At 37.1% G+C, this 17340-nt stretch carries 14 protein-coding genes; 7 read left to right on the forward strand and 7 right to left on the reverse strand.

Going from position 1 to position 17340, the window contains the following annotated elements:
- Window positions 1–139: 139 nt before the first annotated feature.
- The 4 genes from ACFIJ9_RS03185 (at window position 140) to ACFIJ9_RS03200 (ending at window position 7159) form a co-directional block, all read left to right on the forward strand.
- On the forward strand, window positions 140–502 hold the full coding sequence (locus ACFIJ9_RS03185) for a hypothetical protein (protein WP_375635760.1): 363 nt from the start codon (window positions 140–142) through the stop codon (window positions 500–502).
- 615 nt (window positions 503–1117) lie between these two features.
- Window positions 1118–2515 (forward strand): threonine synthase, encoded by a 1398-nt coding sequence (thrC, locus tag ACFIJ9_RS03190; protein WP_375635761.1) that lies wholly within the window; start codon window positions 1118–1120, stop codon window positions 2513–2515.
- An 83-nt stretch (window positions 2516–2598) separates the two neighbouring features.
- Window positions 2599–3873 (forward strand): M16 family metallopeptidase, encoded by a 1275-nt coding sequence (locus ACFIJ9_RS03195; RefSeq protein ID WP_375635762.1) that lies wholly within the window; start codon window positions 2599–2601, stop codon window positions 3871–3873.
- A 400-nt stretch (window positions 3874–4273) separates the two neighbouring features.
- Window positions 4274–7159, forward strand: coding sequence for an EAL domain-containing protein (locus tag ACFIJ9_RS03200; RefSeq protein WP_375635763.1), 2886 nt, complete (start codon window positions 4274–4276; stop codon window positions 7157–7159).
- Between the two features lie 42 nt (window positions 7160–7201).
- On the opposite strand, the gene ACFIJ9_RS03205 is transcribed toward ACFIJ9_RS03200, so the two are convergent.
- Window positions 7202–7786, reverse strand: coding sequence for a YqgE/AlgH family protein (locus ACFIJ9_RS03205; protein ID WP_012754832.1), 585 nt, complete (start codon window positions 7784–7786; stop codon window positions 7202–7204).
- Window positions 7787–7857: 71 nt separating this feature from the next.
- Between ACFIJ9_RS03205 and ACFIJ9_RS03210 the strand changes: the two genes are divergently transcribed.
- Window positions 7858–8736 carry a protein-disulfide reductase DsbD domain-containing protein gene (locus ACFIJ9_RS03210; RefSeq protein ID WP_375635764.1) on the forward strand — a complete coding sequence of 293 codons (879 nt, stop codon included), beginning with the start codon at window positions 7858–7860 and terminating at the stop codon, window positions 8734–8736.
- 27 nt (window positions 8737–8763) lie between these two features.
- Here ACFIJ9_RS03210 and rnhA read toward each other — a convergent pair whose 3' ends face one another.
- The 4 genes from rnhA to cyoE all read right to left on the reverse strand — a co-directional run bounded on the left by rnhA (window position 8764) and on the right by cyoE (window position 12369).
- Window positions 8764–9231, reverse strand: coding sequence for a ribonuclease HI (rnhA, locus tag ACFIJ9_RS03215; RefSeq protein WP_375635765.1), 468 nt, complete (start codon window positions 9229–9231; stop codon window positions 8764–8766).
- A gap of 5 nt (window positions 9232–9236) precedes the next feature.
- Entirely contained in the window at window positions 9237–10196 is a 960-nt protein-coding gene (locus tag ACFIJ9_RS03220; protein WP_375635766.1) for a homoserine kinase, read from the reverse strand.
- Window positions 10196–11251 (reverse strand): 4-hydroxy-3-methylbut-2-enyl diphosphate reductase, encoded by a 1056-nt coding sequence (gene ispH / locus ACFIJ9_RS03225; protein WP_375635767.1) that lies wholly within the window; start codon window positions 11249–11251, stop codon window positions 10196–10198. Before ispH ends, ACFIJ9_RS03220 begins: the two co-directional genes overlap by 1 nt.
- Before the next feature lie 182 nt (window positions 11252–11433).
- Window positions 11434–12369 (reverse strand): heme o synthase, encoded by a 936-nt coding sequence (gene cyoE, locus ACFIJ9_RS03230; protein ID WP_375635768.1) that lies wholly within the window; start codon window positions 12367–12369, stop codon window positions 11434–11436.
- A gap of 311 nt (window positions 12370–12680) precedes the next feature.
- On the opposite strand from cyoE, the gene ACFIJ9_RS03235 reads away from it, so the two are divergent.
- Together ACFIJ9_RS03235 and tldD are read left to right on the forward strand one after the other, a co-directional pair.
- Window positions 12681–13256: an invasion associated locus B family protein gene (locus tag ACFIJ9_RS03235; RefSeq protein ID WP_375635769.1), complete on the forward strand. Its 576-nt coding sequence runs from the start codon at window positions 12681–12683 to the stop codon at window positions 13254–13256.
- Between the two features lie 109 nt (window positions 13257–13365).
- Window positions 13366–14790: a metalloprotease TldD gene (tldD, locus tag ACFIJ9_RS03240; RefSeq protein WP_375635770.1), complete on the forward strand. Its 1425-nt coding sequence runs from the start codon at window positions 13366–13368 to the stop codon at window positions 14788–14790.
- Window positions 14791–15335: 545 nt separating this feature from the next.
- Here tldD and ACFIJ9_RS03245 read toward each other — a convergent pair.
- Both ACFIJ9_RS03245 and ACFIJ9_RS03250 read right to left on the reverse strand, forming a co-directional pair.
- Window positions 15336–16589, reverse strand: coding sequence for a class I SAM-dependent RNA methyltransferase (locus tag ACFIJ9_RS03245; RefSeq protein ID WP_375635771.1), 1254 nt, complete (start codon window positions 16587–16589; stop codon window positions 15336–15338).
- Window positions 16586–17329 (reverse strand): TlyA family RNA methyltransferase, encoded by a 744-nt coding sequence (locus ACFIJ9_RS03250; protein ID WP_375635772.1) that lies wholly within the window; start codon window positions 17327–17329, stop codon window positions 16586–16588. Before ACFIJ9_RS03250 ends, ACFIJ9_RS03245 begins: the two co-directional genes overlap by 4 nt.
- Between the last annotated feature and the right edge of the window lie 11 nt (window positions 17330–17340).

A 17340-nucleotide genomic window follows, 5' to 3' on the forward strand; every position in this document is an offset into this window, starting at 1 on the left:
TGACAAAAAACTAATGAATTAGTGCACATTAAGAATGAAAAAGCTTTAAATGCTTCTGTTTCTCTTAATGTGCACTAATTCTGCCGATGCATCTATTCAATTCAGAGTAAAATAAAAGTAAAAGTATTGGTGATAAATTATGATTAAAGTATTGAAAACTTACGTATTAAATATTTTTATAGCAGTTTCTTTTTTGCTTTCACAAGTTATAAATGTTCATGCCAATCATTTGAAAAATGATTTTCAATGGGAAACTGTCTCTCTAATAGAACAAGGAAAGAAAAAAGCTATCAATATAGCTACTCTTTATGTACCAAGTTTCACTCATGGAGCAAAAAGTGAAACTGCCATTGAAGGAAAATTTGAGAAAGTGTTTGAACCAATTACGTTAGGAGTTTTTTCTACAGCAGGAGCTTTGGGTTTTGGATTCTTGACTGGATCTATTATGGCCATATTTAGCGGGATAATCGGATGGGCAATAGGAAAACTTAAAGGCAAATAATTCAAAGATACTCAGTTATTTTTTCTATTTAAAATAAGAATATTTTACAGCCTGCTTCACATCATTTAGCAGGCTGTCGTATGTTTTCTATGGATAAAAGTTAGGTTACCATACTGTATAGAACAAATATAATATCTATAATAATAATTAAGCTAAACAAAAATTATTCAAAGTATAGATTTGCGCACGCAATGCCATAAAATTACCTTACAAATCTTCCAGTGTGAATTTTGATCTGTATCATTTCAATATTCATTTTAGCAGATTTAATTGTTACAAAGTATAAGAGCATAAAATAACTATAAATGATTGAGTTTTACAAAAAAAAGTTCTTCAATAAATACCATTCTATCTATTTGATTTTATTATTTAAGAAGATGCACAAGTGAAGATACGTTGTAAAATTTAAGTAAATGAATAATAGAGGGAAAATTTTCGACTTTAACAGATTTTCTGTGAACATTTGACGTTTATATCTCAAAAATAAAAATGCTTAAGAATATTTCCTTTCATTATTGAGTTAAAAACTCTATCCATTTAATAATTTAAATATTATGAAAAACGTGAAATAAATAACTTCACCAATTTGCCAGAAATAAAAAAAGGATAAAACGTATGGAATATATCAGCACGAGAGGTGAAGCTCCTGCTTTAAGCTTTACGGAAACGATCATGACAGGATTGGCAATTGATGGGGGACTTTATCTGCCAGATAAATTTCCTCAGCTATCATTTGATGCGTTACGAGCACTTCGTGGTCAGTCCTATACAACAATTGCTAAAACTATTCTGTGGCCCTTTGTGAATAACGAAATCGAATATACAGCTTTTGAAAATATGATCGCTGAATCTTATGCAACCTTTCACCATCCAGCAATCTGTCCGTTACGACAAACTGGAGCAGATGAATTTATCCTTGAACTCTTTCATGGTCCTACTTTAGCTTTTAAAGATGTCGCAATGCAGTTTCTTTCTCGACTGATGGATTATGTTTTGACTGAAAAAAATAGATGTGCAACGATTATTGCTGCAACATCAGGTGATACAGGAGGGGCTGCGATACAAGCTTTTGCTGGAAAAGAACACTCAGATATTTTTATTTTATTTCCTAAAGGACGTGTATCACCTGTTCAACAACGGCAAATGACAACCAATCAATGTTCAAATGTTCATGCCATTGCCATTGAAGGAAATTTTGATGATTGCCAAGCTCTTGTCAAAGCAATGTTTAATGACCACAATTTTCGTAAAAAAAGAGCGCTTTCAGGTGTTAACTCTATAAATTGGGCGCGCATCATGGCGCAAATTGTTTACTATTTTTCATCTGCACTTTCCTTAGGGGCTCCTGATAGAGCTGTTTCATTTACTGTTCCTACTGGAAATTTTGGTGATATTTTTGCAGGTTATGTTGCAGCCCGTATGGGATTACCCATTGCTCAACTGGTCATCGCAACGAATGATAACGACATCCTTGCACGTACATTGACCAGCGGTACTTACGAAACACAACCAATAGTCCATACAACATCACCTTCTATGGATATTCAGGTCTCTTCTAATTTTGAACGTTTGCTCTTTGAAAGTGGTAATCGTGATCCAATGTGGATTCGCAATGCAATGGACAACTTGAAACAATCAGGACGTTTTACTCTTGATGAAAAGCAACTCAAAAATATTCGTTCCCTATTTTCTGCTGGGAAAAGCAACATGGCTGCAACAGCTCAAACAATTAATAGTGTCTATAAGGAAAGTGGCTATCTTGTTGATCCACATACAGCCGTCGCTCTTCAAGTAGCGCGTAAAAACAAAAAACCGCATATTCCAATGATCGTCCTTGCCACGGCTCATCCAGCTAAATTTCCTGATACTATTAAAAGTGCTTGTGGACTTCATGCCCCATGGCCATCTCATCTCAATGATGTAATGAAACGCAAAGAACACTTTATAAGTCTTGCTAATGATGAAAAAATAGTAAAAGATTATATCTCTTTAAAATCGCATGCATCTTATTAAAGTTAGCTGCATTAACTTAAATCAAGAATATTCTAATACCCTTACAATGAGGTATTTAACTTATTTAATGGAGTTGTAAATACATGGATGTAGATATATGTCGCCTTAGTAATGGCTTGACTATCGCCACACATACAATGCAACAAATTGATAGTGTTGCCCTCGGAATATGGGTTAAAGTGGGCTCACGCAATGAAACCTCCACACAGCATGGTATTGCTCATCTTCTTGAGCATATGGCTTTTAAAGGAACCGAAAACCGCACTGCTTTTCAAATTGCAACCGATATTGAAGATGTTGGCGGTGAAATCAATGCCACCACCAGTATTGAAACAACAGCTTACTTTGCACGTGTACTTAAAAGCGATATCCCACTTGCTATAGACATTTTAGCCGATATTTTAATGCATTCAAAATTTGACGACAATGAACTAGAACGAGAAAAACAAGTAATATTTCAGGAAATTGGTGCCGCTCATGACACTCCTGATGATATTGTTTTTGATCACTTTACAGAAACAGCCTTTCGTCATCAATCCCTTGGACGCTCTATTTTAGGAACAGCTAAAACTATCCAATCATTTACATCTACTGATCTCCATGATTTCATCAATAAACAATATAGTGCAGATCGTATGATTGTCGTTGCTGCAGGAGCTGTAAAACACGAAAGTTTCTTGCGAGAAGTTGAAAGTCGTCTTGGTACTTTTCGCTCCCATTCAACCGCACCTCTTACTAATCTTGCAAATTATGTTGGTGGCGACTTTCGTGAATATCGCGATTTAATGGATACACAAGTTGTTCTGGGGTTTGAAGGGCGTGCTTATCACGCGCGTGATTTTTATGCGGCCCAAATTCTTTCAATCATTCTTGGTGGTGGTATGTCTTCACGTCTTTTTCAAGAGGTAAGAGAGAAACGTGGATTATGCTATTCTATTTATGCTTTTCATTGGGGATTTTCAGATACTGGTCTTTTTGGTGTTCACGCAGCTACCGGACAAGAAGGGCTCAAAGAACTTATTCCCGTGATTCTTGATGAACTTTCCAAGGTCAGTAAAAACATTCACGCCAATGAACTGCAACGAGCACAAACGCAATATCGTGCGAATCTGACAATGTCACAGGAAAATCCCTCTAGTCAAGCACATCTCATTGCTCGCCAAATACTCCTTTATGGTCGACCAATTCCAATATCGGAAACAATTGAACGCCTCAATCTCATCACTCCTAAAAGATTAACTGATTTAGCACATCGTCTTTTTACAAATTCCACTCCAACACTAACTGCTGTCGGACCTGTAGGACCCCTCATAAATTTTGATGATTTAACGTCAACTCTTTCATACAAGCTAAAGTAAAAAACTTCTTTTCAAAACAGCATCACAATAACATACACATATTTTATCGTAAAATTTACCACAAAAGCTCTTCTCATTAAATAAGTTTTGGAAATATTGGGCAAAGAAGCGTACAAAACTACCCAATTCATACTTCATGTGATAAAGATTCTAATGAGTGAAGGTATATCCATGAAATCTGGAAATTCATGGTTTAACTTTGCCCTTTTAACATATAAAACTTCATTCGCTTCAAGTTCCATTGAAGCAAATGGACATGTGGTCTATTTGTATACAAAACCACATAACTTAAGAAAAAGTGATAACAATTTATTATGTAAATAAATTATAAAAGGTGGACGTTTTTTCTCAAAAATCGAAATGAAAATTAAACATCCTAAAATATTGAGAGTGGGACATTGTGAAGAGTTTGCGTAAAATAATTGATATCATTTTCATTGTAGTCGTTAGTTTTCTTGTCCATCTTACATCAGTACAAGCAATTGAGCCAGTTAAAATTTCTTCTCAGGATGCTGCTCTTGATCTCTCAAAAGCAATTGAAATTCACCATACAAACAGCTCTATTTTTCAAACAAGTACAGCGCCAGGACCAGATGGTATTGTATGGCGTATTGAAGTGCAGGCAAAAAATGAAAAATTTTCCGGAAATTGGGCAGTCTTTTCTCTTGCAAATCCAACAGATGAACAAGTCGATCGTCTCATCGTTGCCCCCCATTACCGCATGGCGCGTTCTGGATTTTTTTGGCCAGATCTTGGATCAGAAAGGATTCAATCCATAACGCCAAGCGAAGGGTTTTCCCTCGATCGTCAACTTAGTGCAAACTCTGACATCTTTCGTATTACCCTTAACCCTGGTGCTGTTGTTACATTTGTGGCCGAACTTAACTCTGCAAATCTACCGCAAATCTATTTATGGCAACCTGAAGCTTATAAAGATGCAATTAATTCTTATACGCTTTATCATGGTATTCTTCTTGGTATATCTGGTCTCTTAGCGCTTTTGTTAACTGTTCTCTTCGTCGTCCGTGGAACAGGGCTGTTTCCTGCAACAGCAGCTGTTGCTTGGGCTGTGCTTTTTTATATTGGTATTGACTTCAACTTTTTAAATAAATTCTTTGCAGTTACACTCACAACACAACCAATCTGGCGTGCTGGTACAGAAGTAGCACTTACTGCTACACTCTTCATTTTTCTTTTTACCTATCTCAGCCTTAACCGCTGGCATTATCATTTTAGTTACGGTGCTATCGCTTGGACCATTGCCTTTTGCAGTCTAGGAGCCTTTGCTATTTATGATCCAATCAGAGCAGCTGGAATTGCGCGTTTGTCTTTTGGTCTTACCGCTGTGCTTGGTATAATATTAATCATCTATTTCTCAATCAGAAGCTATGACCGCGCCATTATGCTTATCCCAACATGGTTGCTCATTAGCTTTTGGTGTGTTGGAGCCTATGCCTGCATAGCTGGATATTTAAACAATGATATTATCCAGCCAGCATTAGCGGGAGGATTAGTGCTCATTGTTCTTCTCATCAGCTTTACTGTCCTGCAACAAACTTTTTCTAATGACGCTTTCCATGAAGGAATATTTTCCGATCTTGAACAACAAGTACTCGCAGCAAAGGGAGCTGGAAATATTATTTGGGATTGGAATATTGAGCGTGACCGTATTGTTGTACATCCAAACATGGCAACCCTTTTTGGTACTGAAATTCATAACCTCAATGGACCTATGCGCAACTGGATTTCAGCCTTGCACCATGATGATCGTGAACGCTTTCAAGCCGTATTAGATATCATTCTTAAAAATAAAAAAGGGCGCATTGATCAAATTTTTCGGCTTTCTTCCGGTGGTGGTTATTATCATTGGTTTTCTCTTCGTGCACGTCCGGCTATGCAAAAAGATGGGAAAATCACACGTGTCATTGGAACCATTGTCAATATTACTAACCACAAAAAATCCGAAGAACGCTTATTGCATGATGCAATCCACGACAGCTTAACCGGCCTTCCTAACCAACAAATTTTCTTCGATAGACTACAAAATTATACCTCTTTGGCGAAAGCAAATATCAAAATTAGACCGACTGTCTTTATGATTGATTTTGACAATTTTCGCCAAATTAATCGCAAATTAGGCATAGCAGTTGGGGATACTGTACTGCTTATAATCGCACGTCGTTTAAACCGTCTCATTAATTTTCAAGACACCTTATCGCGCCTTTCAGCAGACCGCTTTGCAATTATTTTACTCAGTGAAACTGAACCACAAAAAATTGCAGCATTTGCAGATCATTTGCACAAAACAATTTCAGCACCTATTTCACTTTCAGAAAACAAAATAATCCTTTCAACGTCTATCGGATTGGTTACATGGAGTGAAAGCCGATCGACGGCTAAAGATATTTTTAATGATAGTGAATTAGCGATGATTCGTGCAAAACAAATGGGTGGAAACCATATTGAACCTTTTCGTCCTAATTTTCGCACTTTGGGTCTCGAACATAATACTCTGGAGAAAGATGTTCATTATGCCATAAAACGTAATGAGATAAAAATCCTCTACCATCCTATTCTTAATTTATCAGACGGACATATTATTGGTTTTGAAACAATTGTAGAATGGCATCATCCCACTTATGGAAATTTAAATGTCTCTGATTTCATAAAAATCGTAGAAAACGAACAAATTGTTATGAATTTGTCACAATTTATCATCGATAATGCCATTATCGATCTTATAAATGTACAAGAAAAGTTTTCCCAACAATCTTTCTTTATTTCAATTAATTTACCAAGCGCAGAAATGATTCATCCTCGTTTTATCAGTCAATTGCGCGCCGCTTTGCTTCGTCATCCGCTCCACAAAGGACGTTTGATGATTGAAATATCTGAATTTGTCTTAAGAAATAATCCTGAACAATCAGCGCACTTTCTCGAACAAATTAAAACACTTGGAATGAATCTCGCACTCGATAATTTTGGAACAGGTTATTCGTCTCTGACCTATCTCGTACGTTATCCATTTGATATGGTTAAACTTGATCGTTCACTTATTTCAATCGACTCCCTTAAGAAGAAAATTGTTCTCAAGTCTATCATTAATATGGCAACAGATCTTAATTTGCAAATTATCGCAGAAGGTGTTGAAAATGAAAAAGAAGCGATCTTCCTCCGTCAAGAAGGCTGTAAATATGTTCAAAGCACACTTGTAACGAAACCGATTGCCATAGAAGAATTAATTACGCTCGTTCAGAGCCATTTCCCTTATAAAGTAAAAACATAAGGGATAAAATAACGTGTAAAGTTAAAAAGCTTAGAAAAAACTCTATGCATGTCCCATTTCAGAAGCAAGATAAGTTGGATCGATACCCATGCGTGTTAAACTTTTATCATACTTGCAGCTTAAATCGCTTTCAAAAAGAAAACTAGGTGATGTAGAACTGATTAGCCAACCATTTGTAGAAATTTCTGCCTCAAGTTGCCCCGCTTTCCATCCAGCATAACCTAATGCTACCAGTGCATGTTGCGGACCTTGTTCGCAACTGATCGCTTTTAATATATCAATTGTCGCAGTAAAACAGACCTTATCTGCAATAAAAACAGTTTCTTCACAAGCATAATCATCTGAATGAAGGACAAAACCACGCGAAGGATCAACAGGACCACCATAGCGAACTGGAAACTGTTTTATTGGTTCAGAAAGACTTTTTTTTTGGCCACTGTCTATGACTCCCAAGTGAAGCAAAAGCTCTGGAAAATCAATATGATGCAATTGATTGAGAATAATGCCCATCGCACCGGCATCAGAATGCGCGCAAATGTAAATAACAGAACGAATAAAGCGTTTGTCATTCATCCCAGGCATTGCTATGAGTAATTGTCCACCTAAAAAGCCATTACACCGCTTCATTAATTTGTTATTCTCCATAATTTACATGATAAAAGTTTGTTCATTTAGTACACTAGGAAAATAAAACTCCAATGAAAAAAAGTCATATATTTACAAATTTACAAAATATCGCAACTTTCTTTTATAAAAATCTTTTAGTTACTTTAAGCTTAACATTCATAGTTTTAGAATTACTTAACATTCCTGTAAATGCTCAAAAAGGACAAAAACTCCAGCTTTTCGCAACATCTTGGTATGAATCAGATGGTGGTCGTATCCGATTAGCGATCACCGAACCTTCTCTTTCTGGAATAAGAGAAGGCATTATTGAGATTGTGCTTAAACCAGGATGGAAAACTTACTGGCGTAATCCAGGTAATTCTGGCATGGCACCGTTTTTTAATTTCAACCAACAGGTTTCTTATGAAATCTTTTATCCTACCCCACAGCTTTTTGAAACAGAAAATGATTGGTCATTAGGCTATAAAGATAAAGTAATATTGCCCTTCAATCTTTCTGGTTCAAGCAAAAATTTAAGTGGTGCTTTCACTCTTGGATTATGTAATAAAATCTGTCTTCCATTTACTGTTAACTTTGATTTTTCGCCATCTGCTCTTAAAAATAAACATCTTCCTGCTTCCTTCTTAAAAAATGCCCAAGATTCTTTGCCCCGCATGATGCAGAATGCACTAAAAATAAGTGCCGAAAAAAATAACAGTACCCTTCTTATAAAAATACAAAATAACAACAAAACCACTCCTTCCTCTCTCTTTTTAGATGGAGGAGAAATGCAAATTGGAGCAGCAAAAAAAGTCAGTGATAACGCAGAATATACACTCTTCAGTGCTCCACTCTATTTCGCTCCAGAAGAAATAAACCAAAAAATTTTTTATACAGTTTCTTTTAAAGATTACGCCTTAAGTGGAACATTCATATTCCATACGCAGCCAACCCCTCTTGTGACTCCGTAATAAAAGAAAAAAGCTATCAAACAGCAATTATGCTGTAAAATGTCCATTTTCGCGATATTGAGTAATTGCTTTGCGAGCAAGGGCATCTGCGCGTTCATTTTCTGGATGTCCCGCATGCCCTTTTACCCAGTGCCATCTGACTGTATGACAAGAACAAGCATCCTCAAGAGCTTGCCATAGCTCCATATTTTTAACAGGCTTTTTTGATGCGGTGCGCCAATTATTCTTTTTCCAATCTTCAATCCACTTAGATATACCGTTACGCACATAAACTGAGTCTGTATAAAGGTCGACCAAACAGGGCTCTTTAAGCGCCTTTAATGCACAAATTGCCGCCATGATTTCCATTTGATTGTTTGTCGTATGGACCTTACCGCCATAAAGCTCACGTTCATGACCATTCCAGCGTAAAATTGCTCCCCATCCTCCAATTCCAGGGTTCCCTGAGCAAGCACCATCTGTATAAATTTCAACGACTTTTTGTTGAGTTGCCATAAAATTTAAAAACCTAATTCACTTAGCGAATTTACATTACTGAAAAAACAAAGCTTGTGCCAATACTCCCATGGATCTTTCTTAATAACAAAGCTATTAGGCGGTGTATTAAACCAATCATAAAGACGTGTGAGTAAGAAACGTAAAGACGCACCACGAGCTAACAAAACAATCTTGTCCAATTCTAAAGGGATCAATGGTCTTATTTTTTGATAATTTTCCAATAACTTACGTGCTTTGGCCAGATTATAGGAATGATCAGGCTCAAAGCACCAAGCATTTAAACAAATCGCTAAATCATAAGCAAAAAAGTCATTACAAGCAAAATAGAAATCTATCATCCCAGAAAGACGATGATTCACAAAAAAGACGTTATCATTAAATAAATCTGCATGGATAATGCCTATTGGTAAATTGAGCGGCCAATTTTCCTGTAAAAAAGCCAATTCAAACTCAATTTTTTGTCCAAATTCTTTTAATAATGCATCTTCTTTTGTTTGACAACGTTGCCACAATACCTGCCAATCCATAACAGAAAGAGTATTTTTACGACTGAGTGTAAAATCCTGTCCTGCTAAATGTAATTGTGCGAGCCCCGTCCCCACTTCACCACAATGATCTATAGTGGGCTGGCGGACCCACTCTCCTTCCAGAAAAGTAATAATAGCAGCAGGGCGTCCTGCTAATTCACAGATCATCATTCCATCATTTTGAATAACAGGTTGAGGACAAGGAATTCCACGCTGTCCTAAATGCTGCATCAAGCGACAAAAAAAAGGTAAATCATCTTTTGAAATACGTTTTTCATAAAGTGTTAAAATAAATCGCCCTTGTGTTGTCTCTAACATAAAATTAGAATTTTCAATCCCCTCCTCTATACCTTGATAAGACAAAAGTGACCCTATTGCATAACGTGTTAAAAACACTTTTAAATCATTTGAATGAATATCTGTATAAACGGCCATTATTCTGCTTTCGTTGTAGACATGTCTGTATTCTGATTTTCATTTTTTGCATTATTTGCTTGACCATTGACGAAAGCCATATCTTGAGACGTTAAAATGACGTCACGTAATTCGCGACTCACTAAAAATTTTTCCGTTTCTACCGCTGTTTCAGCTAATTCTATTGTGACATCATAACGCTCACGAAACGCTGAAATAATTTCATCAATAATAATTTCAGGAGCCGAAGCCCCTGCTGAAAGACTGACAATAGAAAGAGCTTTTAGGTTTTCAAAATTAATTTCATCAGCGCGCTGAACTAAAATAGCTTGCCGCGCACCAGACTTTTCAGCAACCTCTACTAAACGTCGTGAATTAGAAGAATTTGGCGCTCCAACAATCAAAAACAAATCACTCCCCTTTGCTGCTGCCTTAACCGCATCTTGTCGATTCGTTGTAGCATAGCAAATTGACTCAGCCGCTGGGGCCGCTAATGTAGGGAAACGTTGTTGTAATATATCGAGAATTCCTGCAGTATCTTCAACAGAAAGCGTTGTTTGTGTAACAAATCCTAATTTATCTGGATCATTGGGTTGGTAATGCAAAGCATCTTCTATCGTTTCAATAAGCGTCACAGCCCCTTCTTCAAGCTGTCCCATTGTCCCTATCACCTCAGGATGACCAGCATGACCAATCAATATAACATGACGACCATGACGTTGATGTCGTATCGCTTGTTTATGAACTTTCGAGACCAACGGACATGTTGCATCGAGATAAAACAAATTATAGCATCGTGCTTCTTCTGAAACAGATTTTGGTACACCATGAGCAGAAAAAACAACCGGTTGATTGCGATGTTCTTCTGGAATCTCATCAAGTTCTTCAACAAAAACGGCTCCCCGTTGTTGTAATCCCTCAACCACGTAGCGGTTGTGTACAATTTCATGACGAACATATACTGGAACACCATATTTTTTTAATGCAAGGAGAACAATCTGGATAGCACGATCAACCCCTGCACAAAATCCACGTGGACCACAAAGACGTATCGTTAAAGGGGGAAGTCCAGACATAAATCATCCTTAATCTCTACAGTTTTAGCTATATATTCAAACAACCTATCGTTATACACGAATAAGCAATGTAAAAAAACTGGCAATACCATCTTTTGCATAAGAACACACTCTATCGTGTTTTCTTACAATATGTTCTTGCAACAAAGCTCTTTTAAAATTTGTTCTTTCATTTTACGCGACTAAAGAGCGATAAAATACCAAACAAGAGATTCAATCAAAAGAACTCCAAAGATAGCTGCCAAATAAAGTAATGAAAAGAAAAACAGTTTTTTTGCCATCAAAATAGTTTCATTATGTGTATCAGCTTTCCACAAACGATAGGCAAAATAAACAAAGATAATGCTTAAAATTGTTGAAAAAATACCATAAAAAATTCCACCAAGACCAGTAAAGCAAGGAGCAGCTGCGCATAATGCCATCAAAATAGTATAAAATAAAATCTGTTTTTTTGTTGAATGTTCACCTCGTACATTAGGCATCATAGGGATACCTGCTGCCTCATAATCAAGAGATGAAAATAAAGAAAGAGACCAAAAATGAGGGGGGGTCCACATAAAAATGATTAAAAATAATAAAAAGCTATCAATACTCACTGTCCCTGTTGTCACGGCCCATCCAATCATTGGTGGAAAAGCCCCAGAAGCACCACCAATAACAATATTTTGTGGTGTGATACGCTTTAACCAAATTGTATAGATAACAACATAAAAGAAAATCGTAAACGCAAGAAAAAATGCCGCAAACCAATTAATGAAGCTCCCCATAACCAATACCGAAAGCATAGAAAGAACCATGCCAAAAATAAATGCTTTTCGGGAACTGATTTTACCCATAGGAATAGGACGCTTTTTGGTCCGTTCCATCACGGCATCAATGTCAGCATCATACCACATATTCAGTGCTCCCGCACCGCCACCACCGATAGCAATACATAAAATCGCTAAAAAACCATACAACGGATTGATAGGAACAGGCGATACAAGCAAACCAACCAGAGCCGTAAAGACCACAAGAGACATAACACGTGGCTTTAATAACGTGATATAATCACCAATACCGGATTTTGGTGGCGTTGATTTACCATTCACAACCGATAACTCTCCTGAAACTGACATTCCGCTCAAAGCCCTTTTCCATTTCTGTCATTCACAAACCAATATTATCTGACAAATATTATCTAGCGTATGGAAATGATCAATTAAGACCAATCGTATTTTTGAGAAAATATGAAATACCTCGTTCGCACGTATCCCCTAAAAATAGATGGAAATATTGGCAACAAAAATACATTTTTTCAATCAACATTCTCTCCTACATTACAAATGTATCATAAAAATATATCCTATGGATTAATATATTTGGGTAAATACTGATTTTGTGTTATAGTTTTTATGTGGGGAATTCATTTTTTTATGTAAATCTATGCATGGTTGTGTGTGTGTTGAGTCGGATAGGATTTTCTGTGATACTTCATAAATTACTCAAAAAAAGTTTTTTTATTGGTGCTGTTCTTTACACACTTTATAGTAGTTTTATCAATCATGCATTTGCACAAACACCCTATGCGCAAAATGTCCCTGCTCCACAAACCTATGGTGCATGGACAAAAGTTTGTACTCTACCGCCAGGTACACCTAACATGCAGTGTGAAGTTGTACAAAACGTTCATACACAAGGTCGTCATGATATTACCTTGCGCGTTACATTTTATAAACTTCCTAAAAAGCAAGGTGCTTTGATGCGTGTTTTTGTTCCGATTCGCGTTGAATTACGTCCTGGTGTTGGAATTAAAATTGACGATAAAAATATGGGCAGAATGGAATATCGTCGTTGTCTTGGTGATAATTGTGTTGCTGAAGCCTTTCTTAAAGAAGACATATTGCAGCTCTTTTTAAAAGGAAAAATGGCAACTTATTTTATTTTTACAACTCCTGAACAAGGGATTGGAGGTTTCGTTGACCTTCATGGTCTTGGCGACGCCTATGCAACCTTACCTACATGAATGAAATCGATACACTTTATACGATTAAAATCTCATCGTATATTTTGAAAGCTTCTTAAATTAGATTAATAAAAATCTTCTAAGTCCCCATAAAAATAGGATAATTCTTATGAAATCGCTGATTGATCATTTTGATATTACTTCCTCTAAAGTGCAATCACTTGTACAAGAAACGCTTCATCATGCTGATGACGGTGAGCTTTACCTTGAGTATACAGAAAGCGAAGCTCTTTTATTTGATAATGGACAGCTTAAAAACGGCTCTTTCCATCAAGATATGGGATTTGGTCTGCGTGTCGTTGCTGGAGAAGCTACCGGATATGCATATTCTAGTGAATTATCAGCTGCTGCACTCAAACGTGCCAGTGAAGCAGCTAAAGCTATTACCTATAATAATCATGCAGGGACTTATAGCATAGCACCTCAACAAACAAACAAGAGACTTTATCAACCGCATAATCCCCTTGATGCTCCATCATTTGAAGAAAAAAGTGCTCTTTTGCAAAAAATTGATGCCTATTTACGTGCTAAAAATGATAAATTGCATCAAGTGACTGCTTCTCTTTCCGGCTCGCTACAACATGTTGAAATTTTACGTGCAGATGGTTATTTGGTTCGTGATATTCGTCCCCTTGTGCGGCTTTCTATATCTGTAGTCGCAGCTGAAGGCAATCGACGTGAAAATGGTTTTTATGGATGTGGAGGGCGACAAGCATTTGACCAATTTATTCATGAAGACAATTGGAAAAAAGCTGCGGATGAAGCCTTACGTATGGCTTTAACAAATTTAGAAGCAGAAGCAGCACCTGCAGGATCTTTTGATGTTGTCTTAGCCAATGGATGGCCTGGCGTTATGCTCCATGAAGCCGTAGGTCATGGTTTAGAAGGTGACTTTAACCGTAAAAAAACATCCGCTTTTGCTGGACTTTTAGGACAACAAGTTGCGGCAAAAGGTGTTACAGTTGTTGATGATGGAACAATTCCACAATGCCGTGGTTCTCTCACTGTCGACGATGAGGGGACCCCTTCAGGATATAACGTTCTCATTGAAAATGGAAAGCTCGTTGGTTTTATGCAAGACAGGCTTAATGCACGGCTTATGGGAAGTAAATCAACTGGGAATGGACGGCGTGAATCTTATGCTCATGCACCAATGCCACGAATGACCAATACAATCATGCTAGGAGGAGATAAAACACCTGAAGAAATCCTTTCTTCACTCAAACATGGTATCTATGCTGTTTCATTTGGTGGAGGACAAGTTGATATTACTTCTGGAAAATTCGTCTTTGAATGTACTGAAGCATACCGAGTAGAAAATGGTAAAATTGTAGCACCAATCAAAGGCGCAACTCTTATTGGAAATGGACCGGATGCTATGAAACGTATTACAATGATTGGTAATGATAGTAAACTTGATAATGGTATCGGTCTCTGTGGAAAAGCTGGCCAAAATGTCCCTGTTGGTGTTGGTCAACCTCATCTTCGAATCAATAATATGACAATCGGTGGAACTGCGCTTATAAAGGAATAAGCGTTCTCATTCCTTCCCAATATTGCCTCCTTCTCGTCTATCACGACCACTTTGTGAGGGGGGGGGTACAATGCGTTGATTTATAAAGATAATCTATCGTTTTTCATATTGAATTAGAACCTTGAATTCCATAAGATTCTCTCATTTCAAATCTGTTCCATGTTGAATCAATCAAAATCTTTCGTTTGTACGTTACAGGTGGGGGGAGTTATATGAATAAAAACTGTAAAAGACAGGACCAAAGATTCCTCTTATGTCCCCTCTCAAGTACCAAGAGTTGTAGAAACATTGAGAGATGGCAAATATAACACTAGCACCGGCTTGTTCAGATACATCTTCTTCGTAATACATTAGTCTTTTGTGTGGGATAATTTACCTTTTATATTTCATAATAAAAAAGTTTAAAATAAAAAACACTTTCTACATTCAGTGCTCTTAATTCAACGAGCAAAAGGTTATTATTATAGAGAAATTTTGGAGAGATTTTTATAATAATACTCAAGTAAACTTTTAAAAAAGTCTTCATGGCATTAAAAAATTTTAGGCTAAAGCTTCCAAGCTTTCTTTTTTTTCTTTTTGCTCAAAACAGCAACAATTTCGACATGTGGTGACCATAAAAATTGATCAATCGGTATGATTTTTTCTACTGTATACCCCCCTGCAACAAGAAGAGATAAATCACGAGCAAATGTAGTAGGATTACAGGAAATTGCTACAACACGTGATACTGTTGTCTTCGCTAATTCACGTACTTGTTGCTCTGCACCAACACGGGGAGGATCAAAAACAACACTCTCAAAACACTCAAGTTCCTTTACAGAAAGGGGATGTCGGAAAAGATCACGTTTTTCACAAGTGACCGTTTTTAAACCAGTTGCAAAACGTGCTGCTGTATTTAGATTTCTTAATGCATCTTCATTATCTTCTACTGCATGAACATTCATCTTTTTTGCCATACGCAAGGTAAATGTTCCTATCCCTGAAAACAAATCAACAGCATTCTTTGCTTTTTGTAAATGAGTCAAAATAATATTGCCCATTATATTTTCAGCTTCGCAAGTTGCTTGAAGAAAACCACCAGAAGGAAATTCAACACGGACATCTCCAAAGTAAATCTCTGGTTTTTCTCGTTCAACCAAAACTTCACCGTCAACAGATAAACGTATAATCCCATATGAAAGAGCAGCACTGATCATTTTCTGACGAAGTGATTCATGGTGTACAATGCAACCGCTTAAAGCAACATCTAAACCATTTTCAACACGTGTTATTGTAACATGAAACCGTTTGGCAGAGCTGCTTAGAAAAGCACAGAGCTCTCTAATATTATGCAACTGAGAAATAAGCTCTGGACGGCTTACTGGACATTCCTCAAGAGCTACAATCTCATGAGAGAGATAACGGTTAAAACCAACTTTTTGCCCCTGTGGGGTCATAGATGCTGTTAGAGTAATCCGCCGTCGGCTATAAGGTTTACATTCTATTAAAGGCGCAACAACATTATTAAGTCCATACTTTTTAAGCGCATCAACAACCAATTGTTGTTTCCATACGCGATAAGCATCCATATGCCAATGCTGAAGAGTACACCCTCCACATTCTCCAAAATGCTGACAAAGAGTATCAATGCGTTCTAATGATTTTTCTTTTAATGCTATACATGTTGCATATTTTCCATGAACAGTAATTTCAGCACACTCTCCTGGTAAAGTAAAAGGAACATAAACGAAGCCGTGAGACGTCCTAGAAGTACCATACCCATTTGCTCCGATATGGTCGATTATGACATTGTCACTCACTCTTGTTTTTCTCCGAATAGTAAATATTCCACGTTGCCATCACCACCTGTAATAGGGGAAGAAATTAAACCTTTTGCACTCCACCCTGTTTGTGTATTTAACCAAACAAAAAGCGCCTCAGCAGTTTCTTTAGCTATTGATGGATTTAATATTCCCCTCTTGCTAAAGTGTTTACGACCAACCTCAAACTGAGGCTTTACCAGTAAAACAGCTTGGGCACCCTTCTTGGCTAAAGACAAAACGGGAGGCAATGCAAGTTTGAGAGAAATAAAGCTAACATCTGAAACGATAAGATCAATTTCTCGCCCACCTAAATGTTTATGTTGAAAATCTCTAACATTCAAGCCTTCTAATAACGTTATAGCACTGTTGCCCAATAAACGTTTATCAAATTGATGATGCCCAACATCAACGGCAATTACATGAGCCGATCCACGCTCTAAGAGAACTTGTGTAAAACCACCTGTTGATGCACCAACATCAATGGCCGTCACTTTATCTGTTATAATCGGAAATGCATCAAGTGCAGCAATCAATTTTAACGCTGCCCGAGAAACATAATTCTGCGCTGGATCACAAACAGCAATCTCTGCATCATCAAAAACGATTTGCCCAGCTTTAAAAACGATTTCGCCGTTAACTTTAACAGTTTGACGCATAACAGCATCACGTGCGCGTGAACGTGTCGTAAAAAAGTTTTTTTCAACTAAGAGAATATCGAGCCTTTTTCTGGCAGCCATATCATACTCGA

The sequence above is a fragment of the Bartonella sp. MR90HLJMH genome, from assembly GCF_042194115.1.
Classification (GTDB): Bacteria; Pseudomonadota; Alphaproteobacteria; order Rhizobiales; family Rhizobiaceae; genus Bartonella; species Bartonella grahamii.

Coding starts and splice junctions, on each gene's coding strand:
- ACFIJ9_RS03210 (WP_375635764.1), top strand. CDS start 7,858: ATGAAAAAAAGTCATATATTTACAAATTTACAAAATATCGCAACTTTC.
- rnhA (WP_375635765.1), bottom strand. CDS start 9,231: ATGGCAACTCAACAAAAAGTCGTTGAAATTTATACAGATGGTGCTTGC.
- cyoE (WP_375635768.1), bottom strand. CDS start 12,369: ATGTCAGTTTCAGGAGAGTTATCGGTTGTGAATGGTAAATCAACGCCA.
- tldD (WP_375635770.1), top strand. CDS start 13,366: ATGAAATCGCTGATTGATCATTTTGATATTACTTCCTCTAAAGTGCAA.
- ACFIJ9_RS03235 (WP_375635769.1), top strand. CDS start 12,681: ATGGTTGTGTGTGTGTTGAGTCGGATAGGATTTTCTGTGATACTTCAT.
- ispH (WP_375635767.1), bottom strand. CDS start 11,251: ATGTCTGGACTTCCCCCTTTAACGATACGTCTTTGTGGTCCACGTGGA.
- ACFIJ9_RS03220 (WP_375635766.1), bottom strand. CDS start 10,196: ATGGCCGTTTATACAGATATTCATTCAAATGATTTAAAAGTGTTTTTA.
- ACFIJ9_RS03185 (WP_375635760.1), top strand. CDS start 140: ATGATTAAAGTATTGAAAACTTACGTATTAAATATTTTTATAGCAGTT.
- ACFIJ9_RS03195 (WP_375635762.1), top strand. CDS start 2,599: ATGGATGTAGATATATGTCGCCTTAGTAATGGCTTGACTATCGCCACA.
- ACFIJ9_RS03250 (WP_375635772.1), bottom strand. CDS start 17,329: ATGGCTGCCAGAAAAAGGCTCGATATTCTCTTAGTTGAAAAAAACTTT.
- ACFIJ9_RS03205 (WP_012754832.1), bottom strand. CDS start 7,786: ATGAAGCGGTGTAATGGCTTTTTAGGTGGACAATTACTCATAGCAATG.
- thrC (WP_375635761.1), top strand. CDS start 1,118: ATGGAATATATCAGCACGAGAGGTGAAGCTCCTGCTTTAAGCTTTACG.